The following is a 24016-nucleotide window of genomic DNA, read 5'->3' on the forward strand; positions in this document are numbered from 1 at the left end:
TATTTCCTCTCTGAAAGGAGAGGGGATAAGATTTGTGAGCAATACAGACGTCACGCCACTGGTCGTGCGTCATCAGAGAGAATCCGGGTTATGTTGCAGTTCATCCTCCGACGTCTGGGACTTGTTATCCCGACGTTTATCGGTATCACCCTTCTCACTTTTGCCTTCGTCCATATGATCCCCGGCGACCCGGTAATGATTATGGCGGGCGAGCGTGGTATCTCCCCTGAACGTCATGCGCAGCTTCTGGCTGAACTCGGCCTCGATAAGCCGATGTGGCAGCAGTACCTCCATTATATCTGGGGCGTGTTGCACGGTGACTTAGGGATTTCGCTAAAAAGCCGTCTTCCGGTGTGGGACGAGTTCGTGCCGCGTTTTAAAGCGACACTGGAGCTTGGCGTCTGCGCCATGATTTTCGCCACTGCGGTGGGTATTCCAGTTGGGGTACTGGCTGCCGTTAAACGTGGCTCAATTTTTGACCACACCGCTGTTGGCCTGGCGCTGACCGGCTACTCCATGCCTATCTTCTGGTGGGGCATGATGCTGATTATGCTGGTTTCGGTGCAGCTTAACCTGACGCCCGTCTCCGGGCGCGTCAGCGATATGGTTTTCCTCGATGACACCAATCCGTTGACCGGCTTTATGCTGATTGATACGGCTATCTGGGGTGAAGAGGGTAACTTCATCGATGCCGTCGCGCATATGATCCTGCCAGCCATGGTGCTGGGCACCATCCCTCTGGCGGTGATTGTGCGTATGACCCGTTCCTCCATGCTGGAAGTGCTGGGCGAAGATTACATCCGTACCGCACGCGCCAAAGGGTTAACCCGTATGCGCGTCATCATCGTACATGCGCTGCGTAACGCCATGCTGCCGGTGGTGACCGTTATTGGTCTTCAGGTGGGTACGCTGCTGGCAGGGGCTATCCTGACCGAAACCATCTTCTCCTGGCCCGGCCTTGGTCGTTGGCTGATTGATGCGCTGCAACGCCGTGACTATCCGGTCGTGCAGGGCGGGGTGCTGCTGGTCGCGACGATGATTATCCTCGTCAACCTGCTGGTCGATTTGCTGTACGGCGTGGTGAACCCGCGTATTCGTCATAAGAAGTAAGGGGCCATCATGTCACACGTTTCTGAAAACAAAGTGGTTGCTGCACCGGTTCCAATGACACCGCTGCAGGAGTTCTGGCACTACTTCAAGCGCAATAAAGGTGCGGTAGTAGGGCTGGTGTATGTCGCAATCATGATCCTGATTGCGGTGTTTGCGAACTTCCTCGCACCTTATAACCCTGCGGATCAGTTCCGCGATGCGCTGCTTGCACCTCCTGCGTGGCAGGATGGCGGTAGCCTGGCGCACCTGCTGGGTACCGATGATGTAGGCCGCGATGTGCTTTCGCGTCTGATGTACGGCGCGCGTCTGTCGCTGCTGGTTGGCTGCCTGGTGGTGGTGCTGTCCCTGATTATGGGGATTGTGCTTGGTCTGGTGGCGGGTTACTTCGGCGGCATCGTCGATAACATCATTATGCGTGTTGTCGACATCATGCTGGCGCTGCCAAGCCTGCTGCTGGCGCTGGTGCTGGTGGCGATCTTCGGTCCGTCTATCGGTAACGCCGCGCTGGCGTTGACCTTCGTGGCGCTTCCTCACTACGTGCGTTTAACCCGTGCGGCGGTGCTGGTGGAAGTGAACCGCGACTACGTCACCGCGTCTCGCGTGGCGGGGGCGGGGGCGATGCGCCAGATGTTCGTCAATATCTTCCCGAACTGCCTTGCGCCGCTGATTGTTCAGGCGTCGCTCGGTTTCTCAAACGCCATTCTTGATATGGCCGCTCTTGGCTTCCTGGGCATGGGTGCGCAGCCGCCAACACCGGAGTGGGGCACGATGCTCTCCGACGTGTTGCAGTTCGCACAAAGCGCCTGGTGGGTTGTCACCTTCCCGGGTCTGGCAATCCTGCTGACGGTGCTGGCATTTAACCTGATGGGTGATGGCCTGCGTGATGCGCTTGATCCCAAACTGAAGCAGTAAGAGGCACGAGATGGCGTTATTAAATGTAGATCAATTATCGGTGCACTTCGGAGACGTTGGCACTGAGTTTCGCGCCGTGGACCGCATCAGCTACAGCGTAAATCAGGGCGAAGTGGTGGGTATTGTCGGGGAATCCGGTTCCGGTAAGTCGGTGAGCTCACTGGCGATTATGGGGCTTATCGATTATCCCGGCCGTGTGATGGCGGAAAACCTGCAGTTCAATGGTCAGGATCTGAAGCGCATTTCCGAAAAACAGCGCCGCCAGCTGGTGGGCGCGGAAGTGGCGATGATTTTCCAGGACCCGATGACCAGCCTTAACCCGTGTTACACCGTCGGCTTCCAGATTATGGAAGCGATAAAGGTGCATCAGGGCGGTAATAAGAAAACCCGTCGCCAGCGTGCGATCGATCTGCTGAATCAGGTGGGTATTCCTGACCCGGCATCGCGTCTGGACGTCTACCCGCACCAGCTCTCTGGCGGGATGAGCCAGCGCGTGATGATCGCGATGGCGATTGCCTGTCGGCCAAAACTGCTGATTGCGGATGAACCGACGACGGCGCTGGACGTGACCATTCAGGCGCAAATCATCGAACTGCTGCTGGAGTTGCAGCAGCAGGAAAATATGGCGCTGGTCCTGATTACGCATGACCTGGCGCTGGTGGCCGAAGCGGCGCACAAAATCATCGTGATGTATGCAGGCCAGGTCGTCGAGACCGGAAGTTCGCACGATATCTTCCGCGCACCGCGTCACCCTTATACGCAGGCTCTGCTGCGTGCGCTGCCGGAGTTTGCCCAGGATAAAGCGCGCCTGGCGTCACTGCCGGGTGTGGTGCCGGGTAAATATGACCGTCCGCAGGGCTGTCTGCTTAACCCGCGCTGTCCGTATGCGACGGACAAATGCCGGGCGGAAGAGCCAGAGCTGAACCAGCTTGCTGACGGCCGTCAGTCGAAATGCCACTACCCACTCGATGATGCCGGGAGGCCAACACTATGAGTACGCAACAGGCCACCACGCAACAACCGCTGTTGCAGGCCATCGATCTGAAAAAACACTACCCGGTGAAGAAGGGGATTTTTGCCCCTGAGCGCCTGGTGAAAGCGCTGGACGGCGTCTCCTTTACCCTCGAACGCGGCAAAACGCTGGCGGTGGTTGGGGAGTCGGGCTGTGGTAAATCTACGCTGGGCCGTCTGTTGACGATGATTGAAGTCCCGACCGGCGGTGAACTTTATTATCAGGGGCAGGATCTGCTCAAACACGATCCTCAGGCGCAGAAGCTGCGTCGCCAGAAAATCCAGATTGTGTTCCAGAACCCGTACGGTTCTCTGAACCCGCGTAAAAAAGTGGGACAGATTCTGGAAGAGCCGCTGCTCATTAACAGTAATCTGAGCAAAGAGCAGCGCCGCGAAAAAGCGCTGGCGATGATGGCGAAGGTCGGCCTGAAAACCGAGCATTATGACCGCTACCCGCATATGTTCTCCGGCGGCCAGCGTCAGCGTATTGCCATCGCCCGCGGCCTGATGCTCGACCCGGACGTGGTGATTGCCGATGAGCCCGTCTCCGCGCTCGACGTTTCCGTGCGTGCGCAGGTGCTGAACCTGATGATGGATCTCCAGCAGGAACTGGGACTCTCTTACGTGTTCATCTCCCACGATCTGTCGGTTGTCGAACACATTGCGGATGAAGTGATGGTGATGTACCTGGGGCGCTGCGTGGAGAAGGGGAGCAAAGACCAGATCTTTACTAACCCGCGTCACCCGTATACCCAGGCCCTGCTGTCTGCGACGCCGCGTCTCAACCCGGACGATCGCCGTGAGCGTATTAAGCTGACGGGTGAGTTGCCAAGCCCGCTGAATCCGCCTCCTGGGTGTGCTTTTAACGCCCGCTGCAGTCGCCGCTTTGGTCCTTGCACGCAGCTGCAGCCGCAGCTGAAGGATTATGGTGGTCAACTGGTCGCCTGTTTCGCGGTCGATCAGGATGAAAATGGCGAGAAGCCACATGCATAAAGAAAAAACCGGCGTGAAGCCGGTTTTTTTATGTCTGCGCAATTATTTCCGCAAGCGAATCTGGTCGACTGCGTGCTTCTCGCTCTTGGTGAGGATCAGACTTGCGCGTTCACGCGTCGGCAGGATGTTCTCTTTCAGGTTCACGTAGTTGATCTCATTCCACAGCCCCGTCGCCACCTTAATGGCCTCTTCTTTTGACAGCTGCGCATAGTTATGGAAGTAAGAGTCAGGATCGGTGAACGCGCCTTCCCGAAACTTCAGGAAGCGGTTGATGTACCAGCTCTGGAGAAGATCTTCCGGCGCATCAACATATATAGAGAAATCGACGAAGTCTGAAACGAACACATGATGTGGGTCATGAGGATAATCCATCCCGCTCTGCAGGACGTTTAACCCTTCCAGGATCAGGATATCCGGCTGGACCACCGTTTTATCCCCATCCGGAATACGATCGTAGATCAGGTGTGAATAGACCGGTGCCGTGACGTGAGGCACCCCGGATTTCAGGTCAGAGACAAATTTCACCAGACGGTGCATATCATAAGAGAGCGGGAAGCCTTTCTTCTTCATTAGCCCGCGTTCTTTTAATACTTCGTTCGGGTGCAGGAAGCCGTCGGTGGTAATTAACTCAACGCTGCGGTGTTCAGGCCAGCGGCTCAACAGCGCCTGCAATACGCGCGCGGTGGTGCTTTTACCCACGGCCACGCTGCCCGCAATGCTGATGATATAAGGAATGCGCTGACCGTTCGTTCCGAGGAACTGCTCCAGTACCGCCTGACGGCGCAGGTTGGAGCTGATATAGAAGTTAAGCAAGCGAGAAAGGGGGAGATAAATTTCTGCCACCTCTTCCAGGGACAGATCTTCGTTTATCCCTTTTAACCGTGCGATTTCACCTTCCGTCAGCGTCATAGGGACGGAATCACGCAGGGCAGCCCACTGGCTGCGGTTAAAGTGAAGATAAGGCGTCATTAACGTTTGCTCTTTTTTGCTCATAAGCATGCTTCAGTGAGCCAGCTCAATACTGCCGGATCGTGGCTCATCACACAGTTAATTTTGGACAATGGGCAGGAGGTTAACACCAGATGGCAGGAATAATAAGAAAAAAGATGGAAAGCGCTACGTTACGCGGAAGCCGTCACGCTACGGTGTATCCCGTGCAAACGACCCTTGCATGTTGATTATTTGACCGCGAATGACTACTTTTACAGCGCTTAGTGTGCTGTTCGCATAAAATGTGAGCGAAAGAACGTTTTATGCAAATTTTTAGTTGCATGACCGCGCAGGTATCCATAGAATGCGCGCTACTTGATGCCGACTTAGCTCAGTAGGTAGAGCAACTGACTTGTAATCAGTAGGTCACCAGTTCGATTCCGGTAGTCGGCACCATCAAGTCCGGTGGGGTTCCCGAGCGGCCAAAGGGAGCAGACTGTAAATCTGCCGTCACAGACTTCGAAGGTTCGAATCCTTCCCCCACCACCACTTTCTGGCAGCGTAAATGCCGCCGGAGCTGGTTGGAAAAATTAGCCAGCTCAAACTGAAAAAGAGAGAAATCTCTTTTTTTGTTACAGAAAGAACTGGGTAGCCGAGTTTCAGGATGCGGGCATCGTATAATGGCTATTACCTCAGCCTTCCAAGCTGATGATGCGGGTTCGATTCCCGCTGCCCGCTCCAATACGTGCTGATATGGCTCAGTTGGTAGAGCGCACCCTTGGTAAGGGTGAGGTCCCCAGTTCGACTCTGGGTATCAGCACCACTTCACTTCTCCTTCCCGTTTCTCTCTGTTTCAATTTTACTGTATTCAACAATTCAGGCATTTCGCCTGGTTGATGTGGTGATATCACCGATTTATCCGTGTCTTAGAGGGACAATCGATGTCTAAAGAAAAGTTTGAACGTACAAAACCGCACGTTAACGTCGGTACTATCGGCCACGTTGACCATGGTAAAACAACGCTGACCGCTGCAATCACTACCGTTCTGGCTAAAACCTACGGTGGTTCTGCTCGTGCATTCGACCAGATCGATAACGCACCAGAAGAAAAAGCTCGTGGTATCACCATCAACACTTCTCACGTTGAATACGACACCCCGACTCGCCACTACGCACACGTAGACTGCCCAGGCCACGCCGACTATGTTAAAAACATGATCACCGGTGCTGCGCAGATGGACGGCGCGATCCTGGTTGTTGCTGCGACTGACGGCCCAATGCCTCAGACTCGTGAGCACATCCTGCTGGGTCGTCAGGTAGGCGTTCCTTACATCATCGTGTTCCTGAACAAGTGTGACATGGTTGATGACGAAGAGCTGCTGGAACTGGTAGAGATGGAAGTTCGTGAACTGCTGTCTCAGTACGATTTCCCAGGCGACGACACCCCAATCGTTCGTGGTTCCGCGCTGAAAGCGCTGGAAGGCGACGCTGAGTGGGAAGCGAAAATCATCGAACTGGCTGGCTACCTGGATTCTTACATCCCAGAACCAGAGCGTGCGATTGACAAGCCATTCCTGCTGCCAATCGAAGACGTATTCTCCATCTCCGGTCGTGGTACCGTTGTTACCGGTCGTGTAGAGCGCGGTATCATCAAAGTTGGTGAAGAAGTTGAAATCGTTGGTATCAAAGAGACTGCGAAGTCTACCTGTACTGGCGTTGAAATGTTCCGCAAACTGCTGGACGAAGGCCGTGCTGGTGAGAACGTTGGTGTTCTGCTGCGTGGTATCAAACGTGAAGAAATCGAACGTGGTCAGGTTCTGGCGAAGCCAGGCTCAATCAAGCCACACACCAAGTTCGAATCTGAAGTGTACATCCTGTCCAAAGACGAAGGCGGCCGTCATACTCCGTTCTTCAAAGGCTACCGTCCACAGTTCTACTTCCGTACAACTGACGTGACCGGTACCATCGAACTGCCAGAAGGCGTTGAGATGGTAATGCCAGGCGACAACATCAAGATGGTTGTGACTCTGATCCACCCAATCGCGATGGATGACGGTCTGCGTTTCGCAATCCGTGAAGGTGGCCGTACCGTTGGCGCGGGCGTGGTTGCTAAAGTTCTCGGCTAATTGCTGATAACATTTGACGCAATGCGCAATAAAAGGGCATCATTTGATGCCCTTTTTGCACGCTTTCAGATCAGAACCTGGCTCATCAGTGATTATTTTTGTCATAATCATTGCTGAGACAGGCTCTGCAGAGAGCGTATAATCCGAAAAGCGAATGAGCATTTCGATTTGGTTTGCCTCGCAATCGCGGGGTGAAAATGTTTGTAGAATACTTCTGACAGGTTGGTTTATGAGTGCGAATACCGAAGCTCAAGGGAGCGGGCGCGGCCTGGAAGCGATGAAATGGGTAGTGGTAGCCGTTCTGCTGATCGTAGCGATTGTCGGCAACTACCTTTATCGTGACATTATGCTGCCGCTACGCGCGCTTGCAGTGGTAATTCTGATTGCTGCAGCGGGTGGTGTCGCGCTGTTGACGACGAAAGGCAAAGCGACTGTCGCTTTTGCACGCGAAGCGCGTACCGAAGTCCGCAAGGTGATTTGGCCGACTCGCCAGGAAACATTGCACACCACGCTGATTGTAGCGGCGGTTACCGCTGTAATGTCACTGATCCTGTGGGGACTGGATGGTATTCTGGTTCGCCTGGTATCCTTTATCACTGGCCTGAGGTTCTGAGATGTCTGAAGCCCCTAAAAAGCGCTGGTACGTCGTTCAGGCGTTTTCCGGTTTTGAAGGCCGCGTAGCAACGTCGCTGCGTGAGCATATCAAATTACACAACATGGAAGAGTTATTTGGCGAAGTTATGGTTCCGACCGAAGAAGTGGTTGAGATCCGTGGCGGCCAGCGTCGCAAAAGCGAGCGCAAATTCTTCCCGGGTTACGTGCTGGTTCAGATGGTTATGAACGACGCGAGCTGGCACCTGGTGCGCAGCGTACCGCGCGTGATGGGCTTTATCGGCGGCACGTCTGACCGTCCGGCGCCAATCAGCGACAAAGAAGTTGATGCGATTATGAACCGCCTGCAGCAGGTGGGTGATAAGCCGCGTCCGAAAACGCTGTTTGAGCCGGGTGAAATGGTTCGTGTTAATGACGGTCCGTTTGCTGACTTTAATGGTGTGGTTGAAGAAGTGGACTACGAGAAGTCCCGCCTGAAAGTCTCCGTCTCTATCTTCGGTCGTGCGACCCCGGTAGAACTGGACTTTGCTCAGGTAGAGAAAGCCTAAGCAGCGATCAAAAAAGCGACGATTTAATCGTTGCACAAGGCGCGAGATTGGAATACAATTTCGCGCCTTTTGTTTTTATGGGTCTCGGCCCGTAAAACGAATTTTATTCACGGGGAGCCTCCCTGAGGCGCTATTACCCAATCAGAGGATTTTAGAATGGCTAAGAAAGTACAAGCCTACGTCAAGCTGCAGGTTGCAGCTGGTATGGCGAACCCAAGTCCACCAGTTGGTCCAGCTCTGGGTCAGCAGGGTGTGAACATCATGGAATTCTGTAAAGCGTTCAACGCCAAAACCGAATCCCTGGAAAAAGGTCTGCCAATCCCAGTTGTAATCACTGTTTACGCTGACCGTTCTTTCACTTTCGTTACCAAAACCCCTCCAGCAGCAGTTCTGCTGAAGAAAGCGGCGGGTATCAAGTCTGGTTCCGGTAAACCGAACAAAGACAAAGTGGGTAAAATTTCCCGCGCTCAGCTGCAGGAAATCGCGCAGACCAAAGCTGCCGACATGACTGGTGCCGACATTGAAGCGATGACTCGCTCCATCGAAGGTACTGCACGTTCCATGGGCCTGGTAGTGGAGGACTAAGAAATGGCTAAACTGACCAAGCGCATGTCCGTGATCCGTGACAAAGTTGATGCGACCAAACAGTACGACATCAACGAAGCTATCGCTCTGCTGAAAGAACTGGCTACTGCTAAGTTCGTTGAAAGCGTTGACGTTGCTGTTAACCTGGGCATCGATGCTCGTAAATCTGATCAGAACGTTCGTGGTGCAACTGTACTGCCACACGGTACTGGCCGTTCCGTTCGCGTAGCTGTATTTACTCAGGGTGCTAACGCAGAAGCTGCTAAAGCTGCTGGCGCTGAACTGGTAGGTATGGAAGATCTGGCTGACCAGATCAAGAAAGGCGAAATGAACTTCGACGTTGTTATCGCATCTCCAGATGCAATGCGCGTTGTTGGCCAGCTGGGCCAGGTTCTGGGTCCACGTGGCCTGATGCCAAACCCGAAAGTGGGTACTGTAACGCCTAACGTTGCTGAAGCGGTTAAGAACGCTAAAGCAGGTCAGGTTCGTTATCGTAACGACAAAAACGGCATCATCCACACCACCATCGGTAAAGTGGACTTTGACGCTGACAAACTGAAAGAAAACCTGGAAGCTCTGCTGGTTGCGCTGAAAAAAGCAAAACCAACTCAGGCGAAAGGCGTGTACATCAAGAAAGTTAGCATCTCCACCACCATGGGTGCAGGTGTTGCAGTTGACCAGGCTGGCCTGAGCGCTGCTGCAAACTAATGCCTTTACGTGGGCGGTGATTTTGTCTACAATCTTACCCCCACGTTTGCTAACAAAAGTTAGCGGCTAAAAGAATTGTTCGTTGGAGCCTGGCCTAATCCAGGCCTCCGTCGAAGACCGCAGGTGTTTCGCAAGAGACTTAATCCCCTGCGTAGACGGTGACAGAACGCTAAGATTATTTTTGGATATTCTGGCTTGTTTCTGCTCACCGTATTAAGACGCTCTTTCCGTTTGGGAGAGTGAAGTGAGTTCCGGAACATGAGTTCCGGCAAACATCCAGGAGCAAAGCTAATGGCTTTAAATCTTCAAGACAAACAAGCGATTGTTGCTGAAGTCAGCGAAGTAGCCAAAGGCGCGCTGTCTGCAGTAGTTGCGGATTCCCGTGGCGTTACTGTAGACAAAATGACTGAACTGCGTAAAGCAGGTCGTGAAGCTGGCGTATACATGCGTGTTGTTCGTAACACCCTGCTGCGTCGCGTAGTTGAAGGTACTCCTTTCGAGTGCCTGAAAGACACGTTTGTTGGTCCGACCCTGATTGCATACTCTATGGAACACCCGGGCGCTGCTGCTCGTCTGTTCAAAGAGTTCGCGAAAGCGAATGCAAAATTTGAGGTCAAAGCTGCAGCCTTTGAAGGTGAGTTGATCCCGGCATCGCAAATCGATCGCCTGGCAACCCTGCCGACCTACGAAGAAGCAATTGCACGCCTGATGGCAACCATGAAAGAAGCTTCGGCTGGCAAACTGGTTCGCACTCTGGCTGCTGTTCGCGATGCAAAAGAAGCTGCTTAATCGCAGTTATCTTTATAAAGCATTTGCTTACGTATAAACTTATTCTGATTTTCAGGAACAATTTAAATGTCTATCACTAAAGATCAAATCATTGAAGCAGTTGCCGCTATGTCCGTAATGGACGTTGTAGAACTGATTTCTGCAATGGAAGAAAAATTCGGTGTTTCTGCTGCTGCCGCTGTAGCTGTTGCTGCTGGCCCAGCTGCTGACGCTGCTGAAGAAAAAACTGAATTCGACGTAATTCTGAAAGCTGCAGGCGCTAACAAAGTTGCTGTTATCAAAGCAGTACGTGGCGCAACTGGCCTGGGTCTGAAAGAAGCTAAAGACCTGGTAGAATCTGCTCCAGCTGCGCTGAAAGAAGGCGTGAGCAAAGACGACGCAGAAGCACTGAAAAAATCTCTGGAAGAAGCTGGCGCTGAAGTTGAAGTTAAATAAGCCAACCCTTCTGGTTGCAGCCTAAGCAATTAGGCTGATGGCTGGTGACTTTTTAGTCACCAGCCTTTTTGCGCTGTAAGGCATCAGTAGCATTTCACACTGTTTGACTGCTGATTGTCCTGACAATGCATGTTTCTATCGACGACTTAATATATTGCGACAGGGTGCTCGCTCTGTGTAAATCGCGACGAAATGATTTAAGCGTGATAGCAACAGGTATTGCGGAAAGTATTCAATTTTCCGGTCCACAAAATGGTGTTGCACAAACTGTCCCTTCGTCGGACAGATGGGTCGACTTGTCAGCGAGCTGAGGAACCCTATGGTTTACTCCTATACCGAGAAAAAACGTATTCGTAAGGATTTTGGTAAACGTCCACAAGTTCTGGACATTCCATATCTCCTTTCTATCCAGCTTGACTCGTTCCAGAAGTTTATCGAGCAAGATCCTGAAGGGCAGTACGGTCTGGAAGCCGCCTTCCGTTCCGTGTTCCCGATTCAGAGCTACAGCGGTAACTCCGAGCTGCAGTACGTCAGCTACCGCCTTGGCGAACCGGTGTTTGACGTTCAGGAATGTCAGATCCGTGGCGTGACCTATTCCGCACCGCTGCGCGTAAAACTGCGTCTGGTGATCTACGAGCGCGAAGCGCCGGAAGGCACCGTAAAAGACATTAAAGAACAAGAAGTCTACATGGGTGAAATTCCGCTCATGACAGACAACGGTACTTTCGTTATCAACGGTACTGAGCGTGTTATCGTTTCCCAGCTGCATCGTAGCCCGGGCGTCTTCTTCGACAGCGATAAAGGTAAAACACACTCTTCCGGTAAAGTACTGTATAACGCACGTATCATTCCTTACCGTGGTTCATGGCTGGACTTCGAGTTCGATCCAAAAGACAACCTGTTTGTCCGTATCGACCGTCGTCGTAAGCTGCCTGCAACCATCATTCTGCGTGCGCTGCAATATACCACTGAGCAGATCCTGGACCTGTTCTTTGAGAAAGTGATCTTTGAAATCCGCGACAACAAGCTGCAGATGGAGCTGGTGCCGGAACGTCTGCGTGGTGAGACCGCGTCGTTCGACATCGAAGCCGACGGCAAAGTGTATGTGGAAAAAGGTCGCCGTATCACCGCGCGCCACATCCGCCAGCTGGAAAAAGATGATATCAAACACATCGAAGTTCCGGTTGAGTACATTGCAGGAAAAGTAGCCGCGAAAGATTACGTTGATGAATCAACTGGCGAGCTGATCTGCCCGGCTAACATGGAGCTGAGCCTGGATCTGCTGGCTAAGCTGAGCCAGTCTGGCCACAAACGTATCGAAACGCTGTTCACCAACGATCTGGACCACGGTCCTTATATCTCTGAGACTATCCGCGTCGACCCAACGACCGATCGTCTGAGCGCGCTGGTTGAAATCTACCGCATGATGCGTCCTGGTGAGCCACCAACTCGCGAAGCGGCTGAAAGCCTGTTCGAGAACCTGTTCTTCTCCGAAGACCGCTACGATTTGTCCGCGGTAGGTCGTATGAAGTTCAACCGTTCTCTGCTGCGTGATGAGATCGAAGGTTCCGGTATCCTGAGCAAAGACGACATCATCGAAGTGATGAAGAAGCTCATCGATATCCGTAACGGTAAAGGCGAAGTGGACGATATCGACCACCTCGGCAACCGTCGTATCCGTTCCGTAGGCGAAATGGCGGAAAACCAGTTCCGCGTTGGCCTGGTACGTGTTGAGCGTGCGGTTAAAGAGCGTCTGTCTCTGGGCGATCTGGATACCCTGATGCCTCAGGATATGATCAACGCCAAGCCGATTTCTGCGGCAGTGAAAGAGTTCTTCGGTTCCAGCCAGCTGTCTCAGTTCATGGACCAGAACAACCCGCTGTCTGAGATTACGCACAAACGTCGTATCTCTGCACTCGGCCCAGGCGGTCTGACCCGTGAACGTGCAGGCTTCGAAGTTCGAGACGTACACCCGACGCACTATGGTCGCGTATGTCCAATCGAAACGCCTGAAGGTCCAAACATCGGTCTGATCAACTCCCTGTCCGTGTACGCACAGACAAACGAATACGGTTTCCTCGAAACCCCGTATCGTAAAGTGACCGACGGTGTTGTAACCGACGAAATTCATTACCTGTCTGCTATCGAAGAAGGCAACTACGTTATCGCTCAGGCGAACTCCAACCTGGATGACGAAGGCCACTTTGTAGAAGATCTGGTTACCTGCCGTAGCAAAGGCGAATCCAGCTTGTTCAGCCGCGACCAGGTTGACTACATGGACGTATCCACCCAGCAGGTGGTATCCGTCGGTGCGTCCCTGATCCCGTTCCTGGAACACGATGACGCCAACCGTGCATTGATGGGTGCGAACATGCAACGTCAGGCCGTTCCAACTCTGCGTGCTGATAAGCCGCTGGTTGGTACCGGTATGGAACGTGCTGTTGCCGTTGACTCCGGTGTTACTGCAGTTGCTAAGCGTGGCGGTACCGTTCAGTACGTTGACGCATCCCGTATCGTTATCAAAGTTAACGAAGACGAGATGTATCCGGGCGAAGCGGGTATCGACATCTACAACCTGACCAAATACACCCGTTCTAACCAGAACACCTGTATCAACCAGATGCCTTGTGTATCTCTGGGTGAGCCAGTTGAGCGCGGCGACGTGCTGGCAGACGGTCCGTCCACCGACCTCGGTGAACTGGCGCTCGGTCAGAACATGCGCGTAGCGTTCATGCCGTGGAACGGTTACAACTTCGAAGACTCCATCCTCGTCTCCGAGCGTGTGGTTCAGGAAGATCGTTTCACCACCATCCACATTCAGGAACTGGCATGTGTGTCCCGTGACACCAAGCTGGGGCCAGAAGAGATCACGGCCGATATCCCTAACGTGGGTGAAGCAGCGCTCTCCAAACTGGATGAATCCGGTATTGTTTACATCGGTGCGGAAGTGACCGGCGGTGACATTCTGGTTGGTAAGGTAACGCCGAAAGGTGAAACCCAGCTGACGCCAGAAGAGAAACTGCTGCGTGCCATCTTCGGTGAGAAAGCGTCTGACGTTAAAGACTCTTCTCTGCGCGTACCAAACGGTGTTTCCGGTACGGTTATCGACGTTCAGGTCTTCACCCGTGATGGCGTTGAGAAAGATAAACGTGCGCTGGAAATCGAAGAGATGCAGCTCAAGCAGGCCAAGAAAGACCTGTCTGAAGAACTGCAGATCCTCGAAGCAGGTTTGTTCAGCCGTATTTATGCGGTGCTGGTTGCCGGTGGCGTTGAAGCTGAGAAGCTCGACAAACTGCCACGCGATCGCTGGCTGGAACTGGGCCTGACCGACGAAGAGAAACAGAATCAGCTGGAACAGCTGGCTGAGCAGTATGACGAACTGAAACACGAGTTCGAGAAAAAACTCGAAGCGAAACGCCGCAAAATCACTCAGGGCGACGATCTGGCACCAGGCGTGCTGAAGATTGTTAAGGTGTATCTGGCCGTTAAACGTCAGATCCAGCCTGGTGATAAGATGGCAGGTCGTCACGGTAACAAGGGTGTTATCTCTAAGATCAACCCGATCGAAGATATGCCGCACGATGCTAACGGTACGCCGGTAGATATCGTACTGAACCCACTGGGCGTACCGTCTCGTATGAACATCGGTCAGATTCTGGAAACCCACCTGGGTATGGCTGCGAAAGGTATCGGCGACAAGATCAACGCCATGCTGAAACAGCAGCAGGAAGTCGCGAAACTGCGCGAATTCATCCAGCGTGCCTACGATCTGGGTACCGACGTTCGTCAGAAAGTCGACCTGAACACCTTCAGCGATGAAGAAGTGCTGCGTCTGGCAGAGAACCTGCGCAAAGGTATGCCAATTGCAACGCCGGTCTTCGACGGTGCAAAAGAAGCTGAAATTAAAGAGCTGCTGCAACTGGGTGGTCTGCCAACGTCTGGTCAGATTACGCTGTTTGACGGCCGTACCGGTGAACAGTTTGAGCGTCCGGTAACCGTAGGTTACATGTACATGCTGAAACTGAACCACCTGGTCGACGACAAAATGCACGCTCGTTCTACCGGTTCTTACAGCCTGGTTACTCAGCAGCCGCTGGGTGGTAAGGCACAGTTCGGTGGTCAGCGCTTCGGGGAGATGGAAGTGTGGGCGCTGGAAGCATACGGCGCGGCATACACCCTGCAGGAAATGCTCACCGTTAAGTCTGATGACGTGAACGGTCGTACCAAGATGTATAAAAACATCGTGGACGGCAACCATCAGATGGAACCGGGCATGCCAGAGTCCTTCAACGTACTGTTGAAAGAGATTCGTTCGCTGGGTATCAACATCGAACTGGAAGACGAGTAATTCTCGCTCAAACAGGTCACTGGTGCCGGGTTAACCCCCGGCACCGGATTGTGCTAACTCCGACGGGAGCAAATCCGTGAAAGATTTATTAAAGTTTCTGAAAGCGCAGACTAAAACCGAAGAGTTTGATGCGATCAAAATTGCTCTGGCTTCGCCAGACATGATCCGTTCATGGTCTTTCGGTGAAGTTAAAAAGCCGGAAACCATCAACTACCGTACGTTCAAGCCTGAGCGTGACGGCCTTTTCTGTGCGCGTATTTTCGGGCCAGTAAAAGACTACGAGTGCCTGTGCGGTAAGTACAAGCGCCTGAAACACCGTGGTGTGATCTGTGAGAAGTGTGGCGTTGAAGTGACCCAGACCAAAGTGCGTCGTGAGCGCATGGGCCACATCGAGCTGGCGTCTCCGACTGCGCACATCTGGTTCCTGAAATCTCTGCCGTCCCGTATCGGTCTGCTGCTGGATATGCCGCTGCGTGATATCGAACGCGTACTGTACTTCGAATCTTATGTGGTTATCGAAGGCGGTATGACGAATCTGGAACGTCACCAGATCCTGACTGAAGAGCAGTATCTGGACGCGCTGGAAGAGTTCGGTGACGAATTCGACGCGAAAATGGGTGCGGAAGCTATCCAGGCCCTGCTGAAGAGCATGGATCTGGAGCAAGAGTGCGAGCAGCTGCGTGAAGAGCTGAACGAAACCAACTCCGAAACCAAGCGTAAAAAGCTGACCAAGCGTATCAAACTGCTGGAAGCGTTCGTTCAGTCTGGTAACAAACCAGAGTGGATGATCCTGACCGTTCTGCCGGTTCTGCCGCCAGATCTGCGTCCGCTGGTTCCACTGGATGGTGGTCGTTTCGCGACGTCTGACCTGAACGATCTGTATCGTCGCGTCATTAACCGTAACAACCGTCTGAAACGTCTGCTGGATCTGGCTGCGCCGGACATCATCGTACGCAACGAAAAACGTATGCTGCAGGAAGCGGTAGATGCCCTGCTGGATAACGGTCGTCGCGGTCGTGCGATCACCGGTTCTAACAAGCGTCCTCTGAAATCTTTGGCCGATATGATCAAAGGTAAACAGGGTCGTTTCCGTCAGAACCTGCTCGGTAAGCGTGTTGACTACTCCGGTCGTTCTGTTATCACCGTAGGTCCATACCTGCGTCTGCATCAGTGCGGTCTGCCGAAGAAAATGGCACTGGAGCTGTTCAAACCATTCATCTACGGCAAACTGGAGCTGCGTGGCCTGGCCACCACCATCAAAGCCGCGAAGAAAATGGTTGAGCGTGAAGAAGCTGTCGTTTGGGATATCCTGGACGAAGTGATCCGCGAACACCCGGTACTGCTGAACCGTGCACCAACCCTGCACCGTCTGGGTATTCAGGCATTTGAGCCAGTACTGATCGAAGGTAAAGCTATCCAGCTGCACCCGCTGGTTTGTGCGGCGTATAACGCCGACTTCGATGGTGACCAGATGGCTGTTCACGTACCGCTGACGCTGGAAGCCCAGCTGGAAGCGCGTGCGCTGATGATGTCTACCAACAACATTCTGTCCCCAGCGAACGGTGAGCCAATCATTGTTCCTTCTCAGGACGTTGTACTGGGTCTGTACTACATGACCCGTGACTGTGTTAACGCCAAAGGCGAAGGCATGGTGCTGACTGGCCCTAAAGAAGCTGAGCGTATTTATCGCGCTGGCCTGGCCTCTCTGCATGCGCGCGTTAAAGTGCGTATCACTGAATACGAAAAAGATGCAAACGGCGAATTCGTTGCGCACACCAGCCTGAAAGACACGACCGTTGGCCGTGCCATTCTGTGGATGATCGTACCGAAAGGTCTGCCTTTCTCCATCGTCAACCAGGCGCTGGGTAAGAAAGCGATCTCCAAAATGCTGAACACCTGTTACCGCATTCTGGGTCTGAAGCCGACCGTTATCTTCGCTGACCAGACAATGTACACCGGCTTTGCTTATGCAGCGCGTTCAGGTGCATCTGTTGGTATCGATGACATGGTCATCCCAGAGAAGAAACACGAGATCATCTCTGAAGCGGAAGCTGAAGTTGCTGAGATCCAGGAGCAGTTCCAGTCTGGTCTGGTAACCGCGGGCGAACGCTATAACAAAGTTATCGATATCTGGGCTGCGGCGAACGATCGTGTATCCAAGGCGATGATGGATAACCTGCAGACCGAAACCGTGATTAACCGTGACGGCGTAGAAGAGCAGCAGGTTTCCTTCAACAGCATCTACATGATGGCCGACTCCGGTGCGCGTGGTTCTGCAGCACAGATTCGTCAGCTGGCAGGTATGCGTGGTCTGATGGCGAAGCCAGATGGTTCCATCATCGAAACGCCAATCACCGCGAACTTCCGTGAAGGTCTGAACGTACTCCAGTACTTCATCTCCACGCACGGTGCGCGTAAAGGTCTGGCGGATACCGCACTGAAAACAGCGAACTCCGGTTATCTGACGCGTCGTCTGGTTGACGTTGCACAGGATCTGGTCGTAACTGAAGACGATTGTGGCACCCTCGAAGGTATCACCATGACCCCGGTTATCGAGGGTGGTGATGTTAAAGAGCCACTGCGCGATCGCGTACTGGGTCGTGTAACCGCGGAAGACATTCTGAAGCCGGGTACCGCAGACATTCTGGTTCCACGCAACACGCTGCTGCACGAACAGTGGTGTGACCTGCTGGAAGCGAACTCTGTTGACTCCGTGAAAGTGCGTTCCGTTGTATCCTGTGACACCGACTTTGGTGTTTGTGCGCACTGCTATGGTCGTGACCTGGCGCGTGGCCACATCATCAACAAAGGTGAAGCTATCGGCGTTATCGCGGCACAGTCCATCGGTGAGCCAGGTACACAGCTGACGATGCGCACGTTCCATATCGGTGGTGCGGCATCTCGTGCGGCTGCTGAATCCAGCATTCAGGTGAAAAACAAAGGTAGCATCAAGCTCAGCAATGCGAAGTCGGTTGTTAACTCCGCAGGCAAGCTGGTTGTGACCTCTCGTAACACCGAGCTGAAGCTGATCGACGAATTCGGTCGTACCAAAGAGAGCTATAAAGTACCTTACGGTGCGGTTATGGCGAAAGGTGATGGCGAGCAGGTTGCCGGCGGTGAAACCGTTGCAAACTGGGATCCACACACCATGCCGGTTATCACCGAAGTAAGTGGTTTCATCCGCTTTACTGACATGATCGACGGCCAGACCATTACTCGTCAGACCGACGAGCTGACCGGTCTGTCTTCTCTGGTGGTTCTGGATTCTGCTGAACGTACTACCGGTGGTAAAGATCTGCGTCCTGCACTGAAAATCGTTGATGCTCAGGGTAATGACGTTCTGATCCCGGGTACCGATATGCCTGCGCAGTACTTCCTGCCGGGTAAAGCGATTGTACAGCTGGAAGATGGCGTACAGATCAGCTCTGGTGACACCCTGGCGCGTATTCCTCAGGAATCCGGCGGTACCAAGGACATCACCGGTGGTCTGCCACGCGTTGCGGACCTGTTCGAAGCACGTCGTCCGAAAGAGCCGGCAATCCTGGCTGAAATCAGCGGTATCATTTCCTTCGGTAAAGAGACCAAAGGTAAGCGCCGTCTGGTTATCACTCCAGTAGATGGCAGCGAGCCGTACGAAGAGATGATTCCTAAGTGGCGTCAGCTCAACGTGTTCGAAGGTGAACGTGTAGAACGTGGTGACGTTGTTTCCGACGGTCCAGAAGCGCCGCACGACATCCTGCGTCTGCGTGGTGTACATGCTGTTACCCGTTACATTGTTAACGAAGTACAGGACGTATACCGTCTGCAGGGCGTTAAGATTAACGATAAACACATCGAAGTTATCGTTCGTCAGATGCTGCGTAAAGCAACCATCGAAAACGCAGGCAGCTCTGAGTTCCTCGAAGGCGAGCAGGTTGAATACTCACGCGTCAAGATCGCTAACCGCGACCTGGAAGCGAATGGCAAAATCGGTGCGACTTACGCGCGCGATCTGCTGGGTATCACCAAAGCGTCTCTGGCAACCGAGTCCTTCATCTCTGCAGCATCGTTCCAGGAAACGACTCGTGTCCTGACCGAAGCGGCTGTTGCAGGTAAACGTGATGAACTGCGCGGTCTGAAAGAGAACGTTATCGTGGGTCGTCTGATCCCAGCGGGTACCGGTTATGCATACCATCAGGATCGTATGCGTCGTCGTGCTGCGGGCGAACTGCCAGCTGCACCGCAGGTGACTGCTGAAGATGCATCCGCGAGCCTGGCAGAACTGCTGAACGCAGGTCTGGGCGGTTCCGACAACGAGTAATCGTTGATGCAGTAAATAAAAAACCCGCCTCGGCGGGTTTTTTTACATCTGCATTTTTTCAATTCACTAACGGGATCCGTCGATAAAGCTCAATCATGTCGCCTGCCAGATCCTGAATCACCATGGCGTTCATCAGGTGGTCCTGAGAGTGAACGGTTATCAGGTTGACCGGGAGCTTGCCGGTTCCTTCGTCAAGACCGATAAGCTGTGTCTGGATCGTATGCGCATGCTTCACATATTCGCGAGACTCTTCCATTGCTTTTTCGGCTTCGTCGAACTCACCTTTGCGGGCCATTTGTAATGCCGTAAGCGCGGCACTTCGCGCCGCCCCGGCGTTGACCAGCAGTTCCATGATCGTTGTCTCTAAATCTTCCATGAGGTCACTCCAGCAGTTTGAGGGCTTTTTCCAGTACGGCATCGCCTTTCATCATGCCGTAGTCCATCATGTCGATCACCGCGACTTTTTTGCCCAGTGGGTCAGCCTGTGCCTGCAGTTTTGCCTGCTCGTATTTAACCTGTGGCCCCAGCAATACGATGTCGGCCGTCGCGATGTTGTCTTTAAACTCCGCAACCGGAACGGCTTTAATGGTGACTTCAACCCCTTTTTTCTGCGCGGCGTCTTTCATACGTTGAACCAGCATGCTGGTTGACATTCCCGCTGCACAGCATAAAACGATGTTCTTCATAATCAGCCTCGATCTACATGTGTTTATTGATAATTATCCCGTGCAGACCGCTTCAACAACCGCTTTACCGCGATTGTGTGTCAGGCATCACAAAGAAAACGGCATTTTTCTGAAACCGGTTACAATTCTGACGGGAGGAGAGAAAATTAGCCGACGGTTGTTCGAACAATGCGGTTTTTTCCCTGCTGTTTAGCGCTATAAAGCGCGTTATCGACACTTCCCACCAGTTGTTCCAGCGGTTCGAAGTGCCATTCCCCCAGACCCGCACTGAACGTAACGTGCAGGTTTTCTTCCCGCCAGACGCGCCTTTCAACGGCGGTGCGCCAGGCGTCAAGCAATGAGAATGCGGCAGCGATCTGCTCGGCCTGGAAGATCACCGCGAACTCTTCTCCACCGTAGCGATAGACCGAGATGTTGTGTGGCTGCATTATCTGGATCCCTTCGCGCGCCACATTACGCAGGACAATGTCACCACTCAGATGTCCCCATGTGTCGTTGATCGATTTGAAGTTATCGATATCAATCAGCGCCAGTGCGAAAGGCTGGTGGGCGGTCAGCAGTTCATCCACATCATTGTCAAACGCGCGGCGGTTTTTGCAGCCGGTCAACGCATCGTGAGTCGCCTGGCGAACATACGCCATCTCCCGCTCTTTATTGGACTGAATCGTGTGGCTCAGCATCGCTTCCAGACGCGGTGCCTGGCTGACATCGCCCGTTTTGATCGCATTGATAATGGTCATTAATACGGTACGCGAGGCATGACGCAAATAAAGGCCGAACAGAATGATGATGATGGCTGCCAGCGCGAAGCCCCAGACAACGATAGTAGTTTCGTGGCGGGTGATATCGGTAAGCGTTGCGCCAGATACCCGATAGATAACAAACCAGTCCGGGTTCGTGAAAGAGTAGTAGTAATACCAGGCATTGGTTTTCCGGTCGTAAAGATGGCCTTCGCCGCTGGTCATTTTGTCCATCAGCGCTTCGCTCACGTACTTTTTGAACAGGGCGCCTGTATCTGGGTGCAGCACGACGGTCCCGTCGCGTTCGACGACGAAGAATTCCCCTTGTACGGGGGCCACCATTTGTCGAAGGGTATACCCCATCGACGTCAAATCAAGATGAAAGGCGAGGGTTCCCTTGAGTCTGCCTTCTGTTGAAATCAATGGCTTATAAAGCGTAACTGTCGGATGCCCGGTAAAGTAGTCCGTATAATGGTGGGTATAATGGCTGAAAATACTGGCTTCTGCGTGCGCGACAAACCACGGGCGCGTCCGCGGATCGACGTTTTTACTCTTTTCCGTGGGAGGTGCTTCTGGTGCGTGTAAATAATGTCCCTCTGTATCGGCCAGCGAGATGGATGACACGGTCGGCATCAGGTTTTGCAAATGCATCAACATCTGCAGCCCTTGCGTCGGGTTGACGTTGAGCGTCTCATTCAGTATCTCGCTGCGGGCAAAGTACATCGCAGAGCGACCAAGGATATAGTCGTTTTCACGCAGGATTGATTCGGTATAGTTAACCGCCAGGTTATGCGTGAAGTTACTGTTAATCTTGTGATAATCCTCAAGAAAATCCTTTCTTTGCGAAAGAGAGACCACGACCGCGATCAGCGCAAAACTGCACAGGATCCCCGCGAAGCTGAGCATGATTGGCCGGGTAAAAGAGAGCTTTTTGCTGTGAAGTGCCATGAGTTGTACATCGATCCTGATGGTGAATACTTTTTGTCTGCCGATATCCTCTCAGCATAGTCGCTGTCCTGCGGTTCGCGGTGAATTATACGGAACACGATTTTCGGCAAGATGATTTATCTTAAGAATCACTAAGAAATTCCTTATCCATGTTTTTTGCCGCCCCATTTATGCAAGAAACCGGAGGCAGGGCGAAACGAGGAAGAAGCTTTTCGCCCTGGCCAGCATCCCTTGCTGACCGGATGACAATAAAAAAACCGGACGATCGCTGACAATCGTCCGGTTTTATCTTTCCGTAGTGTCTCGACACTTTTTTACCGTATTGCAGCGTGTTTCAACGTTATTGCGAGGCTCTTCCCAGCCAGCTGTCCCAGTCTTTCCAGACCGGCTGTAGGCCCTGTGCCGTCAGGGCGGCGGCGACTGCCTCCGGACGTCGCCCGTCATGCGGTGCAAACTGCTCCAGCTCCGGGTGATCGTCGGCGTAACCGCCCGGCTGTGTTTTGGAAAACGCGCTGACGTTGTTAATTGCCAGCGGGATCACGCGATCGCGAAACGCCTGGGACTCACGCGTTGAAAGCGATAATTCAACCTCCGGGGCGAGCAGGCGAAACGCGCAAATAGTCTGCACCAGCTGACGCTCATCCATCAGCGATGCCGGTTCTATTCCGCCTGCGCAGGGTCGCAGGCGGGGGAAAGAGATAGAATAGCGGCTCTGCCAGTAGTGCTGCTGGAGCCACAGCAAATGCTCTGCCACCATGTAGCAATCGACCCGCCAGCTGTCGGAGAGCCCAATCAGCGCCCCGAGACCGATTTTATCGATCCCGGCGCGGCCCAGCCTGTCCGGTGTCTCCAGCCGGAAGAAGAAATCCTGTTTCTTGCCCTTCAGGTGGTGCCGGGCGTACGTTGCCTCGTGGTAGGTTTCCTGGTAAACCATGACCCCATCCAGCCCGAGCGATTTTAACTCCGCGTACTCATCCTGCGACAGGGGCTGTACCTCCATCTGCAACGACGCAAACTCGCGACGTATCGCCGGAAGGTGCTGACGGAAATAGTCCATTCCCACTTTTCCCTGATGCTCGCCCGTGACCAGCAGAAGATGTTCGAACCCCATTTCACGAATGGCGGCGCACTCACGTGCGATCTCATCTTCATCAAGGGTTTTCCGCTTGATGCGGTTGCTCATGGAGAAACCGCAATAGGTGCAGTCATTGGCGCACAGGTTCGAGAGATAAAGTGGAACGTAGAAGCTTACCGTGTTGCCAAAACGCTGGCGGGTAAGGCGCTGAGCGCGCTGCGCCATCGGTTCAAGGTACGCGCTGGCCGCCGGAGAGAGCAGGGCCATCAGGTCCTCACGGGTCAGATGACGGGCATTCAGGGCACGCTCCACGTCAGCCGCCGTTTTGCTGTTGATACGCAGGGCGATATCGTCCCAGTTGAGCTGACGCCAGCGTTCGGTAAACGTACTCATGAGAGAGCCTCCAGAAAACCGGTCAGCGGGCTGGTGGCCTGCGCCTGAAAACTGCGCGAGCCAGGGCCGGATCCTCTTGCCAGCAAGCCGGCCTCTACGGCCATGCGGAACGCGCGCGCCATCATGACCGGATCGTCAGCCACCGCAATCGCCGTATTGACCAGTACCGCGTCGGCCCCCATCTCCAGCGCCTGCGCGGCATGGCTTGGTACGCCAATCCCCGCATCTACCACCACCGGCACGGTGGCTTGTTCAATGATGATCTCCAGCATCGCGCGAGTTTCGAGACCCTGATTAGAGCCAATTGGCGCACCCAGCGGCATCACGGCGGCACAGCCGACCTCTTCCAGACGCTTACATAGCACAGGGTCCGCCCCGCAGTAAGGCAGGACGGTAAACCCTTGCTGCACAAGCTTTTCTGCTGCTTTCAGCGTTTCAATCGGGTCCGGCAGCAGCCAGCGGGCATCCGGATGAATTTCCAGCTTCAGCCAGCGGGTACCGAGCGCTTCACGTGCCAGCTGTGCGGCGAAAATTGCTTCTTCCGCCGTTTTTGCACCGGAGGTGTTGGGCAAGAGCGTAACGCCTGCCTCCAGCAAAGGCGCAAGAATGGCATCGTTGTGCTGGCGCAGATCCACGCGTTTCATCGCCAGCGTCACCAGCTGGCTGCCACTTTCACGGATGGCCTCTACCATCAGCTGTGGAGAGGCGAACTTTCCGGTTCCGGTAAACAGATGTGAATCAAAGATTTTATCGGCAATATGTAGCAT

At 53.5% G+C, this 24016-nt stretch carries 19 protein-coding genes and 4 tRNA genes; 17 read left to right on the forward strand and 6 right to left on the reverse strand.

The window, feature by feature from the left end; genetic code table 11:
* Window positions 1–90 precede the first annotated feature (90 nt).
* The 4 genes from dppB to dppF are packed head-to-tail and all read left to right on the forward strand — an operon-like array spanning window position 91 to window position 4026.
* Entirely contained in the window at window positions 91–1110 is a 1020-nt protein-coding gene (gene dppB, locus ACMGGM_RS14325) for a dipeptide ABC transporter permease DppB (protein WP_014882057.1), read from the forward strand.
* Between the two features lie 9 nt (window positions 1111–1119).
* Window positions 1120–2022, forward strand: coding sequence for a dipeptide ABC transporter permease DppC (gene dppC, locus ACMGGM_RS14330; RefSeq protein ID WP_014882058.1), 903 nt, complete (start codon window positions 1120–1122; stop codon window positions 2020–2022).
* A 10-nt stretch (window positions 2023–2032) separates the two neighbouring features.
* A complete protein-coding gene (gene dppD / locus ACMGGM_RS14335; protein ID WP_032635363.1) occupies window positions 2033–3016 on the forward strand; it encodes a dipeptide ABC transporter ATP-binding protein in 984 nt (327 codons plus the stop codon).
* A complete protein-coding gene (gene dppF / locus ACMGGM_RS14340; protein ID WP_023331759.1) occupies window positions 3013–4026 on the forward strand; it encodes a dipeptide ABC transporter ATP-binding subunit DppF in 1014 nt (337 codons plus the stop codon). The genes dppD and dppF overlap by 4 nt, the downstream gene beginning before the upstream one ends.
* Before the next feature lie 42 nt (window positions 4027–4068).
* On the opposite strand, the gene coaA is transcribed toward dppF, so the two are convergent.
* Window positions 4069–5019 carry a type I pantothenate kinase gene (gene coaA, locus ACMGGM_RS14345; protein WP_014882061.1) on the reverse strand — a complete coding sequence of 317 codons (951 nt, stop codon included), beginning with the start codon at window positions 5017–5019 and terminating at the stop codon, window positions 4069–4071.
* Window positions 5020–5336: 317 nt separating this feature from the next.
* Between coaA and ACMGGM_RS14350 the strand changes: the two genes are divergently transcribed.
* The 13 genes from ACMGGM_RS14350 to rpoC all read left to right on the forward strand — a co-directional run bounded on the left by ACMGGM_RS14350 (window position 5337) and on the right by rpoC (window position 19407).
* Window positions 5337–5412 (forward strand) — tRNA-Thr (locus ACMGGM_RS14350).
* Between the two features lie 8 nt (window positions 5413–5420).
* Window positions 5421–5505, forward strand: a tRNA-Tyr gene (locus tag ACMGGM_RS14355).
* A 117-nt stretch (window positions 5506–5622) separates the two neighbouring features.
* Window positions 5623–5697: transfer RNA gene (locus ACMGGM_RS14360), tRNA-Gly, on the forward strand.
* 6 nt (window positions 5698–5703) lie between these two features.
* Window positions 5704–5779 (forward strand) — tRNA-Thr (locus ACMGGM_RS14365).
* A 118-nt stretch (window positions 5780–5897) separates the two neighbouring features.
* Window positions 5898–7082 (forward strand): elongation factor Tu, encoded by a 1185-nt coding sequence (gene tuf / locus ACMGGM_RS14370; RefSeq protein ID WP_013094997.1) that lies wholly within the window; start codon window positions 5898–5900, stop codon window positions 7080–7082.
* A gap of 229 nt (window positions 7083–7311) precedes the next feature.
* Window positions 7312–7695 (forward strand): preprotein translocase subunit SecE, encoded by a 384-nt coding sequence (gene secE / locus ACMGGM_RS14375; RefSeq protein ID WP_013094999.1) that lies wholly within the window; start codon window positions 7312–7314, stop codon window positions 7693–7695.
* A 1-nt stretch (window position 7696) separates the two neighbouring features.
* Complete coding sequence (gene nusG / locus ACMGGM_RS14380; protein ID WP_003862341.1) at window positions 7697–8242, forward strand: transcription termination/antitermination protein NusG; 546 nt, start codon at window positions 7697–7699, stop codon at window positions 8240–8242.
* 156 nt (window positions 8243–8398) lie between these two features.
* On the forward strand, window positions 8399–8827 hold the full coding sequence (gene rplK, locus ACMGGM_RS14385; protein WP_008503452.1) for a 50S ribosomal protein L11: 429 nt from the start codon (window positions 8399–8401) through the stop codon (window positions 8825–8827).
* Window positions 8828–8830: 3 nt separating this feature from the next.
* On the forward strand, window positions 8831–9535 hold the full coding sequence (rplA, locus tag ACMGGM_RS14390; protein ID WP_013095000.1) for a 50S ribosomal protein L1: 705 nt from the start codon (window positions 8831–8833) through the stop codon (window positions 9533–9535).
* Between the two features lie 291 nt (window positions 9536–9826).
* A complete protein-coding gene (rplJ, locus tag ACMGGM_RS14395; protein ID WP_004097644.1) occupies window positions 9827–10324 on the forward strand; it encodes a 50S ribosomal protein L10 in 498 nt (165 codons plus the stop codon).
* Between the two features lie 66 nt (window positions 10325–10390).
* Window positions 10391–10759, forward strand: coding sequence for a 50S ribosomal protein L7/L12 (gene rplL, locus ACMGGM_RS14400; protein WP_014882064.1), 369 nt, complete (start codon window positions 10391–10393; stop codon window positions 10757–10759).
* A 319-nt stretch (window positions 10760–11078) separates the two neighbouring features.
* Window positions 11079–15107, forward strand: a complete 4029-nt coding sequence (gene rpoB, locus ACMGGM_RS14405) for a DNA-directed RNA polymerase subunit beta (RefSeq protein WP_014882065.1) — start codon at window positions 11079–11081, stop codon at window positions 15105–15107.
* A 76-nt stretch (window positions 15108–15183) separates the two neighbouring features.
* Window positions 15184–19407 (forward strand): DNA-directed RNA polymerase subunit beta', encoded by a 4224-nt coding sequence (gene rpoC / locus ACMGGM_RS14410; protein WP_014882066.1) that lies wholly within the window; start codon window positions 15184–15186, stop codon window positions 19405–19407.
* A gap of 58 nt (window positions 19408–19465) precedes the next feature.
* Here rpoC and ACMGGM_RS14415 read toward each other — a convergent pair whose 3' ends face one another.
* The 5 genes from ACMGGM_RS14415 to thiG form a co-directional block, all read right to left on the reverse strand.
* A complete protein-coding gene (locus tag ACMGGM_RS14415; protein ID WP_008503455.1) occupies window positions 19466–19783 on the reverse strand; it encodes a PTS lactose/cellobiose transporter subunit IIA in 318 nt (105 codons plus the stop codon).
* A 4-nt stretch (window positions 19784–19787) separates the two neighbouring features.
* Window positions 19788–20093 carry a PTS sugar transporter subunit IIB gene (locus tag ACMGGM_RS14420; RefSeq protein WP_014882067.1) on the reverse strand — a complete coding sequence of 102 codons (306 nt, stop codon included), beginning with the start codon at window positions 20091–20093 and terminating at the stop codon, window positions 19788–19790.
* Between the two features lie 146 nt (window positions 20094–20239).
* Window positions 20240–21781, reverse strand: coding sequence for a sensor domain-containing diguanylate cyclase (locus ACMGGM_RS14425; protein ID WP_063614559.1), 1542 nt, complete (start codon window positions 21779–21781; stop codon window positions 20240–20242).
* Between the two features lie 340 nt (window positions 21782–22121).
* Window positions 22122–23249 (reverse strand): 2-iminoacetate synthase ThiH, encoded by a 1128-nt coding sequence (gene thiH / locus ACMGGM_RS14430; protein ID WP_063614560.1) that lies wholly within the window; start codon window positions 23247–23249, stop codon window positions 22122–22124.
* Window positions 23246–24016: a thiazole synthase gene (thiG, locus tag ACMGGM_RS14435; protein ID WP_045282299.1), complete on the reverse strand. Its 771-nt coding sequence runs from the start codon at window positions 24014–24016 to the stop codon at window positions 23246–23248. Before thiG ends, thiH begins: the two co-directional genes overlap by 4 nt.

This window comes from Enterobacter sp. BNK-14 (assembly GCF_047456095.1).
Taxonomy (GTDB): domain Bacteria; phylum Pseudomonadota; class Gammaproteobacteria; order Enterobacterales; family Enterobacteriaceae; genus Enterobacter; species Enterobacter kobei.